This window comes from Anaeromyxobacter terrae, assembly GCF_022690685.1.
GTDB classification, from domain to species: Bacteria; Myxococcota; Myxococcia; order Myxococcales; family Anaeromyxobacteraceae; genus Anaeromyxobacter; species Anaeromyxobacter terrae.
Genome location: NZ_JALCYY010000040.1, coordinates 18705 through 36848 on the forward strand (window position 1 = coordinate 18705; position 18144 = coordinate 36848).

Genomic DNA, 18144 nt, shown 5'->3' on the forward strand with positions numbered 1-18144 from the left:
GTGCTCACCCCGTCGATGCCCCAACCGCCGCGCGCGCTGGGCCGCTCGTCGAACGGCAACCGCGTGCACGGTCGGTCAGCCTCAGGATGTGATGAATGATGAGGGCTGCGCCCCCCCCCGCTCGCCGGGTCCCGTGCTCCGACGGCGGATCAGGCCTTCGTCGCCGCCCTGAGGAACGTCGCGAGCTCGTTCAGCGCGCGCGCCTCGCGGTCGACCTCGCGCGTCGAGGCGAGCGTGTCGTCGGTCGAGTGGGCGATCTCGTTCATCGCCTTCAGCACCTGCTCGATCGCGCCCTCCTGCTGCTGCGCGACCCGGGCGATCTCCCGCGCCGCGCGGGAGGACTCCGAGAGCGCGGTCGCGAGCCCGCGGATCGTCTCGGCGGTGCGGGTCGCGGTCGCCGCCCCGAGCTGGGCGTGCGCGATGCCCCCCTCCGCCGCGCTCACCGCATCGAGCATCGCCCGGTGGACGTCCGACAGGGTCTGGCGCGCGTGGGCGGCGGCGCTGCGGGTCTCGGCGCCCTGCCGCCGCAGCCGCTCGGCGACGTCCCCGGGCCCCTCCGTGCCGGAGCCGGCGCGGGCCGCGATCCCGGCGGCGCCCTCCGCGAGCTGCTCGGAGCGATCCGCCACGTCGCGCAGGAGGTCGCCGAGGTCGTAGACGTCGCGCATCCGCGCGTCGAGCGCCTCGATCTGCCGCGACAGGCCGCGGACCTCCTCCGCGAGCCGCAGGAGCTCCGCGCCGGAGGCCTCCGCCTGCGCGAGGCCCTGCGCGCTCTGGCGCTCCGCCTGGACGGCGAGACCGATGACCGTCTCGGCGGTGAGCGCGGCGGAGCTGGCGCTCAGGGAGAGCTGGTTCATCGCGGCCGTGGTCTCGCGGACGCCCGCGGCGGCCTCGGAGGTGGTCCGGGTGAAGGCAGCCACGTTCCCGAGGAGCCCCTGCGCAACGAGGGAGAGCTCCTTCGCGGTCCGATCGAAGCTCTCGCGGCGCGCCTGCTCCAGCCGGACGATCTCGTCGCTCTGGCGCAGGATCTCCGCGCTCTGGCGGACGAGCTCGTCGTGCTGCCGCTCCACGAGCTTGCCGATCGCGCCGAGGACGAACGGCGTCGTGTCCATGAGCCAGAGGAGCGGCTGGTGCAGGTGCGTGCGGAGGAGCGCGTCGGGCGTGAGCGTGCCCAGGTGGCGATAGGCCTCGACGAACGTCGCGACCACGGGCAGCCCCACGCCGATGAGCGCGCCATACCAGTCGTAGCCGAGCCGCTTCATGTCGCCGCCGTCCTCCGGATCCGGTCGCCGCCGGATTGTGCTGCAACGCCTCCCGCCCCGCCACACTCCCGACCGGCCGCCCGCGCGCCGCGCGGTCGCGCCCGAGCTCCTGGGGGCACCTGCACTCCCCCACACCCCCTGGCCGGTATGGGCCGAGGCATTCCCCGGCTCCTCGGGCCTGCGGGCGGGCGGTGCTATCCTCCGCGCGCGCCATGCGCCCGCTCGCCCTCTCGTTCCGCCAGAAGATCGTCGCCCCCTCGCTCATCGCGGCCGTCGCGACGCTGCTCGCGACCGGGGTCTCTTCCCGGCTCTCGTCGTCGGCCGCCGACGAGCTCCGCCGCGTGGAGACCCGGGAGTTCCCCACCCTCCAGCTCTTCCAGGACCTGGAGGGCAGCCTCGCGAGGGTGCAGCGGCAGCTCCAGGACGCGTCGGAGCAGCGCGACGCGAGCGCGCTCGAGGCGGCCGACGTGCTCCAGGAGGACCTCCTCGCGCGGCTCGCCGCCGCTCCGACGAGCTCCGTGGAGGACGATCGGGCCGCGACGCTCGTCGACGGGATCCAGGGCTGGTACGGCGTGGCCCGAGCGCGTGCGGCGGCGCGCGTGCGGGCCGAGACCGCCCCGGCGGACGACGCCGCGACGCGCGCGGTGTCGACCCGGTACCTCGCCGTGAAGGAGGCGCTCGCGGCGGAGACGCGGCGCGCGCGCGAGGCGATGGCGAGCGGGTTCGAGGCGGCGCGGGCGCTCCAGCGCCGCGCCGTCGTGGCGAGCGCCGCGATCCTGCTCGCGGCGGCCGTGGGCTCCGCCGTGCTCGCCTGGGTCCTCGCCTGGCGCCTCTCGCGCCCGGTGCTGGCGCTCAACCGCGCCGCGCTCCGCATCGCCGACGGCGATCTCACGCACGACATCGACCTGCGCACCGGCGACGAGATCGGGACGCTCGCCTTCAGCTTCCGGCGCATGACCGAGCGGCTCCGCCAGATCGTCGCCGCGCTCAAGACCTCGTCCGGCGAGCTCGGGCGCGCCGCGGAGCGGCTCGCGGAGCACGCCCGGGCGCAGAACGCGATCCTCGAGCGGCAGGCGGCGGGGGTCTCGGAGACGAGCGCGACGACGCGGGAGCTCGAGCAGACCTCCGCCGTCGCGGCGAGCCGCGCGGCCTCCGTGCTCGACGTGGCGCGGCGCGCGGCGGAGCTCTCCAGCGAGGGACAGTCCGCCGCCGAGGAGAGCGTGGAGGGGCTGCGTCGGATCCAGGCGGCGGTCGGGGAGATCCTCGGGCGCTCGTCGCGGCTCCTCGACCAGACGCAGCAGGTGAGCGACATCGTGGAGAGCGTCCGCGATCTCTCGGTGCAGTCGCACGTCCTCTCCATGAACGCCTCCATCGAGGCGGCGCGCGCCGGCGAGGCGGGCAAGGGGTTCGGCGTGGTCGCCTCCGAGGTGCGCGCCCTCGCCGAGCAGTCCGGCCAGAGCGCGGGCCGCATCGCCCGGATCGTCGAGGACATCGTGGGCGCGGTGCGGGCGACGCTCGACACGACCGAGAGCGGGACGCGCGGGATGGAGGGCTCGGTCGCGCGGATCCGCGCCTCCGGCGAGAGCCTGCGGGAGATCGGCGCGTTCGTGCGGGAGACGAGCGACGCGGCGCTGCAGATCGCGACCGCGGTCCAGCAGCAGTCGCAAGGGGTCGCGCAGATCGCGGGCGCGATGCGGGACCTCGACCGCGGGATGGAGGAGACGGTCGCGCGCGTGCAGGTGCTGCAGGGGGCCGCGCAGGAGCTGACCGCGACCGCCGCGCGCATCTCGGCGATCGCGGACGGGTTCCGGGTGTAGGCGAGTCGCGCCCGCCGGAGCGCGCGGGAGACGCCCTCGGCGCCGCCGCGCAGGCTGCGGGCGCCGGACGGCGCTGGCGCCGGCAGCCGGCGCGCGGTACGAAAGCCTCCGCCCATGACCACCGCCGCCGCCACCCCGGGCGAGGCCCCCCTCGCCGCGCTCCTCCCGTCGCAGGGCGAGACGCTCGCTCCGGACGCCGTGCTCGACCGCTTCGTCTCGTGGGTGGGCGCGACCGGCCTCACGCTCTACCCGCACCAGGAGGAGGCGATCCTCCAGCTCCTCGACGAGCGCCACCTGGTCCTCAACACGCCCACGGGCTCGGGCAAGTCGCTCGTCGCGACGTTCCTGCACTTCCAGGCGATGGCGGCGGGGAAGCGGTCCTTCTACACCTGCCCGATCAAGGCGCTCGTCAACGAGAAGTTCTTCGACCTGTGCCGCCTGTTCGGACCGGACAACGTGGGGATGATGACGGGCGACGCGGCGGTGAACCGCGACGCGCCCATCGTCTGCTGCACCGCCGAGATCCTCATGAACCTCGCCGTGCGCGAGGCGGACCCGCGCGTGGACGCGGTCGTCATGGACGAGTTCCACTACTACGGGGACCGGGAGCGCGGCGTCGCCTGGCAGGTGCCGCTCCTCGCCCTCGAGGGCACGCGCTTCCTCCTCATGTCCGCGACGCTCGGCGACACGCGGGCGATCGAGGACTCGCTCCGGCAGGTGACGGGGCGCGAGGTCTCGGCGGTGCGCAACGCGGCGCGCCCGGTGCCGCTCGAGTACGAGTACCGCGAGACGCCGCTGCACGAGACGATCGAGGCGCTCGTCACCTCGAGCCGCGCCCCCATCTACCTCGTCAACTTCACGCAGCGCGCCGCGGCCGAGCAGGCGCAGAACCTCATGAGCGCCAACTTCTCCTCCAAGGAGGAGAAGGCGCGCATCGCCGCGATGCTCGAGGGCGTGCGCTTCGACTCGCCCTACGGCAAGGACCTGCAGCGCTTCCTCCGGCACGGCATCGGGCTCCACCACGCCGGGCTCCTCCCCAAGTACCGGCTCCTCGTCGAGAAGCTCGCCCAGGGCGGGCTCCTCAAGGTCGTGTCGGGGACCGACACGCTCGGCATGGGCGTGAACATCCCCATCCGCACGGTGCTGTTCACCCAGCTCTGCAAGTTCGACGGCCAGAAGACGGCGATCCTCTCGGCGCGCGACTTCCACCAGATCGCCGGGCGCGCCGGGCGCAAGGGGTTCGACGAGCGCGGCTTCGTGGTGGCGCAGGCGCCCGAGCACGTCATCGAGAACAAGCGGCTCGCCGAGAAGGCCGCCGCGGGCAAGAAGGTGGTGAAGAAGCAGCCGCCGACGAAGGGCTACGTCCACTTCGACAGGAGCACCTTCGAGAAGCTCATCCAGAAGGAGCCGGAGCCGCTCGAGAGCCGGTTCGATCCGACCTTCGGCCTCCTCGTGAACCTCCTGCAGAGCGAGACCTCGCGGGTCGGCGGCGGCTACGGCCGCCTCGTCGAGCTCATCGCGCGCTCGCACGGGAACGACCACGTCCGCGCGAAGCACCGCCGGCTCGCGGCGCAGCGGTTCCGCACGCTCCGCGGGGCGGGGCTCGTGGACGTCCGCCGCGTCGAGGGGTACCGCGGCGCGTACGTGCGCCCCTCGCGCGGCCTGCAGAAGGACTTCTCGCTCTTCCAGACGCTCGCGCTGTACCTGCTCGACACGCTCCCGCGGATCCCCGCCGAGCGCGAGACCTACGCTCTCGACGTCCTCTCGACCGTCGAGTCGATCCTCGAGGACCCGGACGTCATCCTCTGGAAGCAGCTCGATCGGGCGCGCGGCGAGGCGGTCGCGGAGATGAAGGCGAAGGGGATGGAGTACGACGAGCGGATGAAGGAGCTCGAGAACGTCGAGTACCCGAAGCCCAACCGCGACTTCGTCTACGCCACGTTCAACGAGTTCGCCGCGAAGCACCCCTGGGTCGGGCAGGAGAACATCCGCCCGAAGTCGGTCGCCCGCGAGATGGTCGAGCGGTTCATGACCTTCGGCGACTACGTGCGGGAGTACGAGCTGCAGCGCTCCGAGGGGCTCGTCCTGCGCTACCTCTCCGAGACCTACAAGACGCTCGTGCAGACCGTGCCGGAGACCTACCGCGACGACGCGCTCCTCGACGTCATCGCCTTCCTGCGCGCCACGGTGCGGGGCGTCGACTCGTCGCTCATCGACGAGTGGGAGCGGATGCGCGACCCGGCGTACCAGGCGCGGGCGGTCGACGCGCGGGCCGCCGTCGCGGAGACGCTCGGGCCGCCGCCGGTCTGGGCCGATCCGCGCGCGTTCGCCGCGCGGATCCGCACCGAGCTGCACGCGCTGCTCGTCGCGCTCGCCCGCAAGGACGCGGCCGCCGCGCTCGCCGCGCTCGCGCCGGGCGGCGACTGGACGCCGGCCGGCCTCGAGGAAGCGATGGCGCCGTACTGGGCCGAGCACCCTCGGATCGACACGACCCCCGCCGCGCGCCGGCCGCACAACACGTTCGTGAAGGAGCTCGGGCCGCGGCGCTGGGAGGCGGTCCAGCGGATCGTGGACGAGAAGGGCGAGGTCGACTGGATGATCCAGTGCGAGATCGACCTCACCTCCCCGCGGGAGCCGGACCTGCCGCTGCTCTCGCTCGTGCGCGTGGGGGGTTAAAGGGCCGCGCACGGGGGCTGCGCCCCCGCCCCGCCGACGGCCGGGCCGTCGTCGGGGCCCCACCCCTGCTCGCCGGGTCCCGTGCGCCGCCGCGTGGCGGCTTCGCCGCGAATGCGGCGGCGCCCCGGCGCGCTCGCTTCGCTCGCGGAGCTACGGCCGGAACAGCTCGGGCGGGAAGGAACCGGGGAACTCGACGCGCGAGAGCACCGTCTCCCCGGTCGTCTTCCCGTTCGCCCAGTTCTCCTCGTGGAACGGCACGAGCACGCCGTCCACGGTGCGGAAGTCCGAGTAGGTCGTGATGAACTCGACGGGCGACGGCCCGGCGCGGCTCCCCCGCGAGCGCAGGATCCGGCCGGAGTCGGGGTCGATCGCCGCCTCGACGACGAACCCGGGCGCGAGCTCGAGCGCGAGGACCCGCAGCGTCTTGCCCCCGAGCGCGAGCGTGCCGCGCGCCGTCACCTTCGCCCCCGGCGCGGCGAGCTGCGCGGGCAGGTCGATGCGCGCCGCCTGCAGGATCATCGAATCGAGGAGCGGCCCCGTGACCTCCTGCCCCTGACGCCACCCGCGCGCGCCGTCGAGCACGCGGATCTCCGCGCCCTGCGCGTCGCCGAACGCCACCTCGACGCGCAGCCGGCCGGGGCGCGAATAGGCACGGCCGATGCGGCCCGGGCCGCCCGGGTGCAGGAGCGAGGTCACCGTCCCCTCGTGCAGGCTCGTCGCGGCGCGCGCGACGGCCGCCTCGCCGCCGTAGGCCTCGACGCAGCGCCGGACGAGCGCCGCGACCTCGCGGGGGAGCGGGGCGCCCTTCGCGGCGGAGGAGCGCTCCGGCGCCGGCGCTGCCGGCCGGGCCTTCGCGCCCGGACCGGTGGCAGTGGCGAGCAGGAGGACGAGCGGGAGGGTGAGCAAGGGGTTCCTCGGGAGCGGGGGGGAGGGCGCGAGTGTCCTCTGTCCGGCGGGGCGAGCGCAAACGGTGGCCGCTCGCGCCCCGGAGGTGCACCGTTCCCGGGTGACCGAGCTCCTCGGCTGGCTCAGCTCCGCCATCCTCGTCGCGACCCTCGCGAAGCAGGTGCACAAGCAGTGGAAGGAGGGCACGAGCGAGGGCGTCTCGCGCTGGCTCTTCGTGGGGCAGATCGCCGCCTCGACCGGCTTCACGATCTACAGCGCCCTCGTCGGCAACCCCGTGTTCGTCGCGACGAACGCGATCCTCCTCGGGAGCGGGGTGCTGGGGCTCCTCATCGTCCTCCGCCACCGGCGCCGGGATCGCCGGGCTCGGGCTCTGGGTAGGTCACCCGGCGCCCCTCCATCCGCGCGAACGGCGTGAGCCGGTGTGGCCGCGTCCGGCCCCGCCCCACGATGTGGCGGACGACCACCCCGTGCGCCAGCAGCGCGTCGGCGATGAGCGAGCGGTGGCACCGCCACGGGACCGCCTCCGCGCACAGGATCGCGACGGGGCCCTCGCGGGCGACGGAGCGGAGCTGGACGAGGCCCTCCTCGAACTCCGGCGTCGCCATGTGGTCCGCGTAGCCGCGGAAGCTCGCGTTCCGCCAGCCCGCGTTGGGCGAGTCCTTGCGCGCGCGCCGGAGGCCGCCGAGCGCCGGCAGGTGCTGGTAGCCGATGCCCGCGGCCGCGAGCGCGCGCGCGAGCGCCGGTCCCTCGTACTGCGGGTTCGCGCGCGAGCGCGGGATGGTCCGGACGTCCGCCACGGTGACGACGTCCGCGCCCCGCAGCAGCTCGACGAGCTCGGCGATCGGCCGGGTGGAGTGGCCGATGGCGAGGACCTGCGCCTTCCCCCACCCCGGGGCGGCCCGCGGGCGGCGTTCGCGTTCCTCCTCCATGCGGAGCCATCTCATGGACGACGCAGCCTCCGGGGTAAAGCCCGGGACGGGGCCCCTCGCGTTCTCTTCCCCGCGGGGCGCCGGCGGCGTACTGAGCTCCCGAACCCTCCACGCGAAGCAGGGCTCCAACGCACCCATGACCAGCGCCTCCGACCCCATCATCGAGATCGAGCCCCGCGCCCGCGAGACGCTCCTCGCCCTCGCGGGCACGGGCGAGCATGCCCAGTACGTCCGGATCCACGTCGGGCGTGGCTGAGGGGGCGTGAGCTTCAACCTGTCTCTGGACGAGACGGCCGACCCGCAGCGCGACGTGGTGATCGAGGAGGCCGGGATCCGCTTCCTGGCGGAGGCGCGCCAGCGGGATCTCGTGAACGGGCTCCGCATCGAGGTCCAGCGCGTCTTCGGGCGCGAGGGGCTCGTCGCCTACAGCCCCCGGCTGGAGCCGGGCGGCTGCTGAAGCCGGCTGCTGAAGCCCCGCCCGCCGCCGCGCTGGGGCTTCTCACGCGGCGACGATGGGGCGGACGCTCGCCTCCTACCGAGGTCCGCGGGACCCGCGATTGACAACGACCCAGCCTCGGCAGCATAAGTTCCCGCCGATGCTGGGTAAACGCAACGAACCGAAACGATGGCCCCGCGGGCAGAAGTTCACGCTCTCCGCGGAGGGCGCTGACGTCGAGGCGGCCTACCGGAACGTCGTCGCGGAGTCGCGCGCGAGCGGCCGCGCCGCCCTCGACGCCGCGCTCGCCGCGTGGGCCGGGCCGCACCGCGTGACGCCTGCGGACGGGATCGTGCTCGCGGAGCTCCGCGGCAAGCGGCTCGGGGTCCCGGATCTCGTCCGGGAGCTCGAGGCCGCGGGCATCGCCGCCGACGAGGTGCGCGCCTCGCTCGAGCGGCTCGTCGCAGCCGGCGTGGTGGCCCCGATCCCGCTCGCGTCCCAGCTCGGGAACTGACGCGGGGTCGTCTGGCGGGCGTTAGTCCCACCCTCTCCGCGTCGCCTTCCGCTCCCCGCGCCGCTTCTTCTCGGTGATGCGCCGCTCCTTCGAGCCGCGCGTGGGCTTCGTCGGCCGGCGCGGCTTGGGCCGGTGAGCGAGCGCGCCGAGCCGGTCGCGCAGGCGCGCGAGCGCGGCCTCGCGGTTCTGGAGCTGGCTGCGCCGCTCCGTCGCGGTGACCGTCACGCCGGTGGGACCGTGGACGAGCCGCACGGCGCTCTCCGTCTTGTTGCGGTGCTGACCGCCGGGACCGCTGCCCACGAAGAACGACTCCTCGCACTCGGCGAGCAGCGCCGCGTCGGGGAGCGCGAGGGCGCGGCGGGCGCTGGCGCGGAGCTCGTCGGAAATCACGCGGTCCTCCGGTTCGGTCGGGCGGAGAGTACGCGCGGTCGGCCCGGAGCGGGAGCCCTCGCGCCGCCGTCTGCGGCGAGGTGCGCGCGCGCGCCGAGCGCCTCCGTTCGCCGCACCTGTCGGCGAAGGAGCGAGCGAGCGCACGATTGACCGGACGCGGGTCCTCCGTGATCATCCGCCGCACCCTCATGGCGCTCGCCCACCCGCGGAAGGTCGCAATCACCCTCGTCGCCCTCGTCGCGGCGACCGCCGGCCTGATGCTCTACAAGGTCCGCGCGCTCGGGTACTCGCTCGCGGACGTCCTGCCGGTGCGCCAGTACGAGGTCTCCTACGCGCTGCGGCTCGACGGGCACGGCGGCGACGTGCGCGTGCGGACCTTCCTCCCGGCGAGCGACGCGCGGCAGACGATCTCCGACGAGCGGACCGAGTCCACGGGGTTCCACCTGTCGCAGGTCCTCGACGGCCCGAACCGGGTCGCGACCTGGGTCGGCGCGCAGGTGCCGGACGGGGCCGCGATCCGGCACACCGTCAAGATCGTGCCGCGGCGGGTCTCGTACACGATCCCCGCCGATCTCCCCGTCCCCACCTCCTACCCGGCCTCGACGGCGGCGGCGCTCCGCCCGGAGAAGGAGATCCAGGTGGACGCGCCGGAGATCGCGGACACCCTCGCGCGCATCGGCGCGGACCGCGGGCCGGTCATGGAGCGGCTGCGGCGGATCCACGACTTCGCCCACGGGCTCACGTCCCGGCCGTTCAAGGGGACCACCGACGCGCTCACCGCGCTGCGCCTGGGCGAGGCGAGCTGCAACGGCAAGAGCCGCCTCTTCGTCGCGCTCGCGCGCGCCACGGGCATCCCGGCGCGCCTGGTCGGCGGGCTCATCCTGGAGCCCGGCTCGAAGCGCACCTCGCACCAGTGGGTCGAGGCGTACGTCTCCGGCCACTGGATCCCGTTCTGCCCGACGAACGATCACTTCGCCGAGCTGCCGGAGCGCTACCTCACGCTCTACTACGGCGACGAGGTCCTGTTCCGGCACACCTCGGACGTGAACTTCGACTACCGGTTCGAGATCCGCACGCAGCTCGTCCCGTCGCCGCGCGCGAAGGCGTCCTTCACCTTCCTCGACGTGTGGGGCCTGTTCGATCGCCTGAAGCTGCCGTTCAGCCTGCTCCGGACGATCCTCATGCTCCCCATCGGCGCGCTCCTCACCGTGCTCTTCCGGAACGTCGTCGGCATGCCGACCTACGGCACGTTCCTGCCTGCGCTGCTCGCCGCCGCGGCGGGCGAGACCGGCGCCGGCTTCGGCGCGCTCGCGGTGCTCATCGTCGTCGCCGCGGTCGCGACCGCGCGCTGGGCCGTGGCGCGGCTCGAGCTCCTCCACTCGCCCACCCTCGCGATCCTCCTCTGCGCAGTGGTCGTCACGCTCGTCGGCACCTCGATGCTCGCGGATCGGCTCGGCATCGCCGGGCTCACGCACGTCACGATGTTCCCGATCGCGGTGCTCGCCATCTGCGCGGAGCGCTTCTACCTGTCGCTCACCGAGCACGGGCCGCGCGCGGCGGGGAAGGAGCTCGTGGGCACGCTCGTCGTGATGCTCGCCTGCTACGTGGTGATGAACTCGCTCGCGCTGCAGGTGCTCGTCATCGGGTTCCCGGAGGTGCTCCTGCTCGCCGTCGCGGCGAACGTCTACCTCGGGCGCTGGGTGGGGATGCGGCTCAGCGAGTACCGGAGGTTCCGCGGGCTGCTCGGGGCCGGAGCGCCGGGGGGCGCCCCGTGAGCCTCCTCGCCGCCGCGCGCGATCGCATCCGTGCGCTCCTCGCCCGCCGCGAGGCGGTGTACGGCATCAACCGCCGCAACCTCGTCCTCGTCTACCCGAACAACGACCGGCGCGACTACCCGCTCGCCGACGACAAGCTCCTCGCGAAGGAGCGCTTCGCCGCGGCGGGGGTGCCGGTGCCGGAGACGCTCGCGGTGTGCGACGGGCTCTTCGCGGTGCCCGGCGTCGTGGAGGCGCTGCGCGGGAGGTCGCGCTTCGTCGTGAAGCCGGCGAACGGCTCGGGCGGCGGCGGGATCCTCGTCGCCGGCGAGTGGCTCCCCGACGCCGGCGGCTGGCGCCGCGCGGGCGGCGCGCTCCTCACCCCGCGCGAGCTTGCGCGCCACCTCGCCGACGTGGTCTTCGGGGTCCACTCGAACCAGCTCGAGGACCGGGCCTTCGTCGAGGGCCGCGTCGAGCCGCACGCGCTGTTCGCCGCGCTGTGGGCGGACGGGCTCTGCGACGTGCGCGTCATCACGCTGCGCGGCGAGCCGGTGCTCTCGATGATCCGCGTGCCCACCGCCGAGTCGGGCGGGCGCGCGAACCTGCACCAGGGGGGCCTCGGCATCGCGGTGGATCTCGCTACCGGGCACACCTCCCGCGCGCTCCACCACGGCCGCGCCGTGGAGCGTCACCCGGAGTCCGGGGCGCCCTTGCTCGGGCTCGCCCTGCCCCGCTGGCCGGAGATCCTCGAGGTCGCGCGCCGGGCCGCGCGAGCGGTGCCGCTCGGCTACCTCGGCGTGGACGTGGTGGTCGACCGCGAGCGCGGCCCGCTCGTCCTCGAGATCAACGCCCGCCCCGGGCTCGAGATCCAGAACGTCACCGGCCGGGCGCTCGGGGACGCGCTCGCGGCGCTCGCGGACGCGCCGAGCGGGCTCCCCGAGCCGCGCGCCGCAGGCGGGAGCGCCGCATGAACCGCCTCGTCCTCGATCGTCTCTGGCCCATGCTGGTGTTCCTCGGCGCGCTGCTCGCCGGCGCGCTCGCGCTCGAGAGCTTCGCGGCGCGGCGCGGCAACGACGCGCTCGTCATCTCCATCGCGGGGGACGAGGAGGCGCTGGGCGACGACGGCGACGCGCCCGCCCCCGCGAGCGCCGGGGACGACGCGCCCGTCTCGGACGCGCACGCGCGCGCGCGGCGCGCCGCGCGCCGCGGAGAGCAGGCGGAGGCGCTGAAGCTCTACGAGGCCGCGCTCGCGGCGAGCCCGGGCGCCGCCGCGGTCGAGGAGGAGCTCGGCGCGGTGCTCCTCGCGGCGGGCGACCCGGCGAAGGCGCTCCCGCACCTGGTGCGCGCGGAGCAGCTCGGGCCCGGGCCGCAGCGCGCGCTCCACGTCGGGCTCGCCCGCGCGCGCCTCGACGACCTGGACGGCGCCGAGCGCGATCTCCGTCGCTCCCTCGCGCAGCGGCCCACGGGCTACGCGCGCGTCGCGCTCGGGAACCTGCTGCGACGGCGCGGCGATCCCGCCGGCGCCATCGCGATCCTCGAGCCCGCCGCGGCGTCCGGCTCGAACGAGGACCGCGCTCGCGCCCTCGTCGCGCTCGGCGCGGCGGAGCTCGCGGCCGGACGGCGCGAGAGCGCGGAGCGGCGCTTCTCGAAGGCCGTCGAGTACGCGCCCGCGCGCGCCGAGATCCTGCTCGGCACCGCGCGCGCCTGGCTCGGCACCAGCTCCGCCCAGGACGCTCACCGCGCCGTGCAGGTGCTCCTCCGCGCCGCCGAGGTGGCGCCGGACCTCGCCGCGGTGTACGCGCTGCTCGGGCGCGCGCACGAGCGGGCCGACGAGACGCCCGCGGCGCTCGAGGCGTACGACCGCGCGCTCCGGCTCGACCCCTCCCAGCGGTACGCGCGCCGGCGCCTGCTGCGCCTCGCGCTCCAGGCCCGTGACTTCGCCCGCGCGCGCCACGAGGCGGACCGGCTCGTCGCCGACGCGCCGCAGGAGCCGGAGCACCAGTTCCTCGTCGCGCTCGTCGCCGATCGCGACGGCCGCGACGACGACGCGCGCCGGGCCTACCGCAAGGCGATCGAGGTCGCGAAGGGCGACTACCCCGAGGCCTACCTGAACCTGGGGGTGCTCGAGAAGCGCGCGGGCGACGCGGCCGCCGCGCGCGCCGCCTACGGCGAGGCCCTGCGCCTGCGCCCCGCGTACGGCGCCGCCTGGGTGAACCTCGGCAAGCTGGAGGAGGCGGGCGGCGATCGCGCCGCGGCCGAGGCCGCGTACCGCAAGGCGATCGCCCTCGACGAGAAGTACGCGGCGGCGTGGCTCGCGCTCGGGCAGCTCCAGTCGGAGGCGGGGAGCTACGACGACGCGCGGGCCTCGCTCGGGCGCGCGCTCGCGGCGCGCCCGGGGTACGACGCCGCGCAGCTCTCCCTCGGCGTCGCCGCGGTGCGCGCCGGAAGGCCCGACGAGGCGATCGCCGCGTATCAGGCGGTGCTCGCCCGCTCGCCGCGGAGCGTCTCGGCCTGGTACGACCTCGCGCTCGTGCTCCAGGAGGTCTCCCGGCGCGACGAGGCGCGCGACGCCCTCGCCCACGCGCTCGCGATCGACCCCGGCCACGCGCCCTCCCAGCGCGCGCTCGCCGAGCTCCACCTCGACGCCGGCCGGACGGCGGACGCGCGGAAGGCCTTCGAGGAGCTCCTCGACCTCGTCCCCGGCGACGTCGAGGCGCGCGCGGCGCTCGCGGAGATCGCCGCCCGCGAAGGGAACCGCACCGCCTGCGAGACGGCCGCGCGGCGGCTCCTCGCCGAGGCCCCGAAGGACCCCGCCGTCCAGGCCCTGCCGTCGCGATGCGCGGGCGCCGCCTCGCACATCCCCACCCCCAGGCCCGTCCCCACCACCGCCGTCGCACCCTAGCCTCGCCCGAAGGAGCTTCACGTGCCCAAGCCTCACCTCGAGATCTCGTCCGGCCTCCTCGGCTGCGCCGTCCTCGCGGCCCTCGCGCTCGCGTGCAGCGGCGGGCAGAAGAGCCCGAGCGCGCCGGGCGGGGTCCCGATCGATCCCAACCGCCCCGGCGACTCGCTCTTCGCCGAGGGGCTCGCGCTCTACGACGCCGCCAACGCCGCCGCGAGCGAGGCGCGCACGCTGGCCCCGACCGACGCCGCCGCGAGCGCCGCGAAGGCAGCCCTCGCGCTCCAGGACTACGCGGACGCGCGCGCCAGGTTCGACGCCCTCCCGGTCCAGTTCCCGACCTCGATCCGGCTCGACAACGCCGCGTACCTCGCCGGTCGCTGCAGCTACGAGCGCGGCACGCTCGGCGGTGATCCCGCCGAGTTCCAGGACGCGGTGGCGCGCCTCGACGCGATGCTGGCGGCCTTCCCCGCCTCTCCCTTCATCGACAACGCCGCCTACTTCGACGGCCGCGCCCGCTTCCAGCTCGGGGACTACGCCACGGCGCGCCCGCAGTTCGAGCGGTCGCTCGCGGCGGGCCCGACCGGCACCTACGCGGACAACGCGCAGTACTACCTCGGCCGCTGCGACTTCGAGCTAGGGCTCGCGCTCGCGGGCGCGGGGGACGGGCTCGGCGCGATCGCGAAGCTCGACCTCGCCGAGGCGGAGCTGCAGGTCGTTCCGACCACGAGCACGTACTACGACAACGCGCAGTACTACCTCGGGCGGAGCTACCTCGCGGAGCCGGTGAACGCCACGGCCACCTTCACCGGGCTCTCCACCGCCGAGGCGGCGGCGCGCAAGGCCAACCTCGAGGCAGCGGTCGCGGCGTTCGAGCGGACGCTGGCGGTGCCTGCGTCGAGCTACGCAGGCTCCGCCCAGTACTGGCTCGGCCGCGCCCGCTACGCGCACGCGTTCTACTACGCCAGCGCCGGGCTCGACCCCGCGGACCTCGCCGCGGCCGCCGGCGCGTTCCGCGCCGTCCCGGCGACGAACACCTACGCGGACAACGCGCTCCACTACCTGGCGCGCACCTACGTGAACTCGACCTGGCAGTTCTGCACCACCCCGCGCGCGTCGGATCCCGCCCCGGCCTCCGCCTGCGCGGCCTACGCGAAGCTCTCCGCCGACTTCCCCTCGAGCACCTACGTCTCGTCGACGGCGACCTACCTCGCCGCCGCGACCCCGCCGTGCCTCTGCCCGTGACAAGGAACCCCGCGATGATCCGCGCCCTCGCCGCCCTCTCCGCCCTCGCCCTCCTCGTCGCCGCGCCCCCCGCCGCGGCCGCCGACGCCGCGCCGCAGTGGACCCTCGACGCGCGCGCCGGCGTGTACGCGGGCGCCTTCGACGGCTACGGCGTCCGGCGCGACTCGGGCGCGCTCGCCCTCGCCGAGGGGGCCCTCACGCCCGAGCTCCGGAGCGGCGCCTTCCAGCTCGCCCTGCCCGTCCGCTTCGCGCACCGGCAGACCTTCGGCGCGACGCTGTCCGAGACCACCGGCTCGGTGGGCGTCGAGCCCGAGTACCGGGTCCTGAAGCGGCTCAGGCTCGGGGCGGAGGCGTCGATCGGGGGCGCGTATCGGCCCGGCTGGGAGGACCTGTACCAGCGCGACGCGCTCGGCAACATGCCCGGCACCGACCGCTACGGGTACCTCACCTGGCGCGCCGGGGTGAACCTCTACGCGACCCCCGTGGCGCACCAGCACCTCCGGCTCAAGTACCGCTACGTCTCGTACTCCTACGCCCAGGACCCCAACTTCGATCCCGCCGTGCCGATGCACCTCACCCCGCGCGACAACGGCCAGCATCAGCTCGAGGCCTCGTGGCGGATCCTGGGCGAGCGCTACGCGACGGCGTTCCGGGTGGACTACGTCCACCGTCAGGACTTCACGCTCCTCGCGCGAGACGCGCGCACCGGCGCCACGAGCGGGAACCCGGAGCAGGAGCTCGACACGGTCGAGCCGTCGGTGGAGGTCGAGCTCTCCAGGCTCGGCGGCGCGGTCGACGTGTCGCTCCGCTACGGGTACGAGGTCCAGCGCGACGCGTTCCAGGGCTACTACTCCTACCAGGGGCAGCACCCGCGCCTCCTCGTGAAGTCCCCGCTCACCGAGCGGCTCGAGGCCCAGCTCCGCGCCGAGGCGTGGCTGCGGGGGTACGGGCCGGACTCGAAGGCGAACACGTCGGACGGGGCGCGGCTCTACGACCGCCGGCTCGCGCTCGGCGGCGAGCTGCGCTACGCGCTCGCGGGCGGCCTCGCGCTGCGCGCCGAGGCCGAGTGGGTGACGCGCGACACGAACTACCCGGACTACGTCCCCGGCGTCTATCCGGCCGGCCGCTTCTACGACATCCGCTGGAGCTACGACAACGTGCGCGCCATCGCCGGCCTCGAGTGGCGCATGCCGCGCGCGAGCCGCTGAGGGTCGCAGAGGGGGCGCCGGGGCCCAGGTGCCACCGCGGCCGGCCTCGCCGCGCGCGGTGGCGCCCGGGCGGCGCGGTTCGGTTAGGCTACGCGGGTGTCCCGCCGCGGCGTCCGCGTCACCGATCCCTCCCGCTGGGTCTTCAACCGGCTCGCGGAGCCCTACCGGCAGCGGCCGGGCTACCCGCCGCCGCTCGTCTCGCGGCTCCTCGCGCTCGCGGGCGGTTCGGGGGCGCGCGTCGCGGACCTCGGCGCCGGGACCGGGCAGCTCGCGCTGCCGCTCGCGGCGCTCGGCGCGGAGGTGTTCGCGGTCGAGCCGGCGCGCGCCATGCTCGACGTCCTCACCGCCGAGGGCGCCCCGCGCGTCACCGCGGTGCACGCCGCCGCCGAGGAGACCGGCCTCCCGGACGGCGCGTTCGAGCTCGTCGTCCTCGCGGACGCGCTGCAGTGGGTGGATCCCGAGCGCGGCGGGCGGGAGGCGGCTCGGCTCCTCGCGCCCACGGGCGTCCTCGCGGTCGTGACCCCGCGCCTCGCGGACACCCCGTTCCTCGCCGCGCTCTCGGCGCGCATCGCCGCCGCGAACTTCAAGGCCCGCCCCGCGCCGCCGCCCGTCGGCCTCCTCTTCTCCGTCGCGGGGCTGGGCGCGCCGGTGTCCGAGCGGTTCGAGGCCGAGGAGGAGCTCACCCCGTCGCGGCTCGACGCCGTGCTGCGGTCGCTCTCCTACGTCGGTCCGGCGCTCGGCGAGACCGCCCTCGCGGCGCTCCTCGCCGACGGGCGCGCCCTCGCGGACGCCCACGGCGGGGCGGTGTGGCGGCGCGAGCTCGCGCTCGCGTGGGCGAGGCGAGGCGGTTAGCCCTCCCTCACCCTCACCCCCCGAGCCGCGGGTGCTCCTCGCGCCAGCGCCGCACCGCGAGGAGCCGCTCCTGCCGCTCGTCCGCGAGGTGGCGTCGCACGGCGCCGTCGAGGCGCGCGTCGAGGTGGAGGTGGGCGCTCCAGGTCTCCGCCGGCTCGAAGCCGCGCGCGACCTTGTGCTCCCCGCCGGCGCCGCCCTCGAACACGCGGGTGCCCCGCCGGATGCACTCGTCGATGGAGTGGTACAGCGCGACGTTGAAGTGCAGGAACGGGTGGGACTCGACGCAGCCCCAGTAGCGCCCGTAGAGCCGGTCGGGGCCGGCGAGATTGAACGCCATGCCGACGAGCTTCCCCTCGCGCCGGGCCTCGACCACCTCCACCGCCTCGGGGAGCCACGCGAGGGCGCGCTCGTAGAAGCCGAGGTTCACGAAGCGCATCCCCCACACCATGCGGTCCGTCGAGGCGCGGTGGAGCCGGTAGCAGGCGCGGGCCCAGCCCTCCGGGTCGCGCGAGAGCTCGTCGCCGCGGACCGTGCGGATCGCGATCCCCTGGCGCGCCGGCGCCGCCCGCTCGCGGCGGATGGCGTTCCGGCGCTTGGAGGGGAAGCGCGCGAGGAACTCCTCGGGCGAGGCGTAGCCCTCGTTCCGCCAATGGTACTGGAAGTCCACGCGCAGGACGAGCCCGACCTCCTCGAGCTCGCGGGCCTCCTCCGCGTCGGCGAAGAGCACGTGGAGGCCGTGCGCGCCCTCGTCCTCGGCGACCCGCCGCGCGCCGGCGAGGAGCGCCGCGACGAGCGCGCGCCGGTCCTCGCCGGGGGCGGCCAGGATTCGCCTCCCGGTCGCCGGAGTGAACGGGACCGCGAGGACGAGCTTGGGGTAGTACGGGATCCCGGCGCGCTCCGCCGCCGCCGCCCACTCCCAGTCGCGCGAGAAGTCTCCGTCGGAGCCGCCCTTCAGGTAGGCAGGCGCGGCGGCGACGAGCGTCCCGCCGCGGCGGAGGGCGAGGTGCCGCGGGCGCCAGCCGGTGCGCGGGGACGCCGAGCCGCTCTCCTCCATCGCGCGCAGGAACGCGTGGCGCACGAACGGGCTCGCGCGGGCCGGTTCGTGGGCGAGGAGCGCGTCCCACTCCGCGGCGGGGAGCTCCGAGATCGAGGCGTGTGCGGTGAGGGAGAGGCCGGTCACGGGCGGTTCTTAGCGCTGGCGCGCCGTCTGCCGCAACGCGGCACGGCCGGCCGCTCGCCCTACACGGGACGCCCCGCGCACC

16 protein-coding genes are annotated in these 18144 nt (G+C 75.3%); 11 read left to right on the forward strand and 5 right to left on the reverse strand.

Annotated features, from left to right (window positions below; translation table 11 throughout):
* Positions 1-149: 149 nt before the first annotated feature.
* On the reverse strand, positions 150-1259 hold the full coding sequence (locus MNY62_RS17160; protein WP_242345414.1) for a methyl-accepting chemotaxis protein: 1110 nt from the start codon (positions 1257-1259) through the stop codon (positions 150-152).
* A gap of 212 nt (positions 1260-1471) precedes the next feature.
* Between MNY62_RS17160 and MNY62_RS17165 the strand changes: the two genes are divergently transcribed.
* Together MNY62_RS17165 and MNY62_RS17170 are read left to right on the forward strand one after the other, a co-directional pair.
* Positions 1472-3076, forward strand: coding sequence for a methyl-accepting chemotaxis protein (locus tag MNY62_RS17165; protein WP_242345415.1), 1605 nt, complete (start codon positions 1472-1474; stop codon positions 3074-3076).
* A gap of 114 nt (positions 3077-3190) precedes the next feature.
* Entirely contained in the window at positions 3191-5752 is a 2562-nt protein-coding gene (locus MNY62_RS17170; RefSeq protein WP_242345416.1) for a DEAD/DEAH box helicase, read from the forward strand.
* A gap of 150 nt (positions 5753-5902) precedes the next feature.
* On the opposite strand, the gene MNY62_RS17175 is transcribed toward MNY62_RS17170, so the two are convergent.
* Positions 5903-6658 carry a DUF4292 domain-containing protein gene (locus MNY62_RS17175; RefSeq protein ID WP_242345417.1) on the reverse strand — a complete coding sequence of 252 codons (756 nt, stop codon included), beginning with the start codon at positions 6656-6658 and terminating at the stop codon, positions 5903-5905.
* A gap of 100 nt (positions 6659-6758) precedes the next feature.
* On the opposite strand from MNY62_RS17175, the gene MNY62_RS17180 reads away from it, so the two are divergent.
* A complete protein-coding gene (locus tag MNY62_RS17180) occupies positions 6759-7073 on the forward strand; it encodes a hypothetical protein (RefSeq protein WP_242345418.1) in 315 nt (104 codons plus the stop codon).
* On the opposite strand, the gene MNY62_RS17185 is transcribed toward MNY62_RS17180, so the two are convergent.
* Positions 6985-7602, reverse strand: coding sequence for a DUF488 domain-containing protein (locus MNY62_RS17185; protein ID WP_242345419.1), 618 nt, complete (start codon positions 7600-7602; stop codon positions 6985-6987). The two genes, MNY62_RS17180 and MNY62_RS17185, sit on opposite strands and share 89 nt — an antisense overlap.
* Positions 7603-7849: 247 nt before the next feature.
* On the opposite strand from MNY62_RS17185, the gene MNY62_RS17190 reads away from it, so the two are divergent.
* A complete protein-coding gene (locus MNY62_RS17190) occupies positions 7850-8044 on the forward strand; it encodes a hypothetical protein (protein WP_242345420.1) in 195 nt (64 codons plus the stop codon).
* A gap of 139 nt (positions 8045-8183) precedes the next feature.
* The gene (locus tag MNY62_RS17195; RefSeq protein ID WP_242345421.1) at positions 8184-8537 is read left to right on the forward strand and encodes a hypothetical protein; all 354 of its coding nucleotides are present in this window, start codon (positions 8184-8186) and stop codon (positions 8535-8537) included.
* 21 nt (positions 8538-8558) lie between these two features.
* Here the strand turns inward: MNY62_RS17195 and MNY62_RS17200 are convergent, their stop codons facing one another.
* Complete coding sequence (locus MNY62_RS17200) at positions 8559-8927, reverse strand: peptide chain release factor-like protein (RefSeq protein ID WP_242345422.1); 369 nt, start codon at positions 8925-8927, stop codon at positions 8559-8561.
* 167 nt (positions 8928-9094) lie between these two features.
* Between MNY62_RS17200 and MNY62_RS17205 the strand changes: the two genes are divergently transcribed.
* The 6 genes from MNY62_RS17205 to MNY62_RS17230 all read left to right on the forward strand — a co-directional run bounded on the left by MNY62_RS17205 (position 9095) and on the right by MNY62_RS17230 (position 16882).
* Positions 9095-10702: a 7TM domain-containing protein gene (locus tag MNY62_RS17205; RefSeq protein ID WP_242345423.1), complete on the forward strand. Its 1608-nt coding sequence runs from the start codon at positions 9095-9097 to the stop codon at positions 10700-10702.
* On the forward strand, positions 10699-11652 hold the full coding sequence (locus tag MNY62_RS17210) for a sugar-transfer associated ATP-grasp domain-containing protein (RefSeq protein ID WP_242345424.1): 954 nt from the start codon (positions 10699-10701) through the stop codon (positions 11650-11652). The genes MNY62_RS17205 and MNY62_RS17210 overlap by 4 nt, the downstream gene beginning before the upstream one ends.
* Positions 11649-13583, forward strand: coding sequence for a tetratricopeptide repeat protein (locus MNY62_RS17215; protein ID WP_242345425.1), 1935 nt, complete (start codon positions 11649-11651; stop codon positions 13581-13583). Before MNY62_RS17210 ends, MNY62_RS17215 begins: the two co-directional genes overlap by 4 nt.
* A gap of 21 nt (positions 13584-13604) precedes the next feature.
* Positions 13605-14822 (forward strand): tetratricopeptide repeat protein, encoded by a 1218-nt coding sequence (locus MNY62_RS17220; RefSeq protein WP_242345426.1) that lies wholly within the window; start codon positions 13605-13607, stop codon positions 14820-14822.
* A 14-nt stretch (positions 14823-14836) separates the two neighbouring features.
* Positions 14837-16030, forward strand: coding sequence for a hypothetical protein (locus tag MNY62_RS17225; RefSeq protein WP_242345427.1), 1194 nt, complete (start codon positions 14837-14839; stop codon positions 16028-16030).
* Between the two features lie 96 nt (positions 16031-16126).
* Positions 16127-16882 carry a class I SAM-dependent methyltransferase gene (locus tag MNY62_RS17230; protein WP_242345428.1) on the forward strand — a complete coding sequence of 252 codons (756 nt, stop codon included), beginning with the start codon at positions 16127-16129 and terminating at the stop codon, positions 16880-16882.
* 13 nt (positions 16883-16895) lie between these two features.
* Here the strand turns inward: MNY62_RS17230 and MNY62_RS17235 are convergent, their stop codons facing one another.
* Entirely contained in the window at positions 16896-18062 is a 1167-nt protein-coding gene (locus MNY62_RS17235) for a GNAT family N-acetyltransferase (RefSeq protein WP_242345429.1), read from the reverse strand.
* Between the last annotated feature and the right edge of the window lie 82 nt (positions 18063-18144).

Bases quoted from the DNA above. Each gene is read 5' to 3' on its own strand.
- MNY62_RS17160 (WP_242345414.1), bottom strand. From the start codon at position 1,259: ATGAAGCGGCTCGGCTACGACTGGTATGGCGCGCTCATCGGCGTGGGG.
- MNY62_RS17165 (WP_242345415.1), top strand. From the start codon at position 1,472: ATGCGCCCGCTCGCCCTCTCGTTCCGCCAGAAGATCGTCGCCCCCTCG.
- MNY62_RS17170 (WP_242345416.1), top strand. From the start codon at position 3,191: ATGACCACCGCCGCCGCCACCCCGGGCGAGGCCCCCCTCGCCGCGCTC.
- MNY62_RS17185 (WP_242345419.1), bottom strand. From the start codon at position 7,602: ATGAGATGGCTCCGCATGGAGGAGGAACGCGAACGCCGCCCGCGGGCC.
- MNY62_RS17195 (WP_242345421.1), top strand. From the start codon at position 8,184: ATGCTGGGTAAACGCAACGAACCGAAACGATGGCCCCGCGGGCAGAAG.
- MNY62_RS17215 (WP_242345425.1), top strand. From the start codon at position 11,649: ATGAACCGCCTCGTCCTCGATCGTCTCTGGCCCATGCTGGTGTTCCTC.
- MNY62_RS17225 (WP_242345427.1), top strand. From the start codon at position 14,837: ATGATCCGCGCCCTCGCCGCCCTCTCCGCCCTCGCCCTCCTCGTCGCC.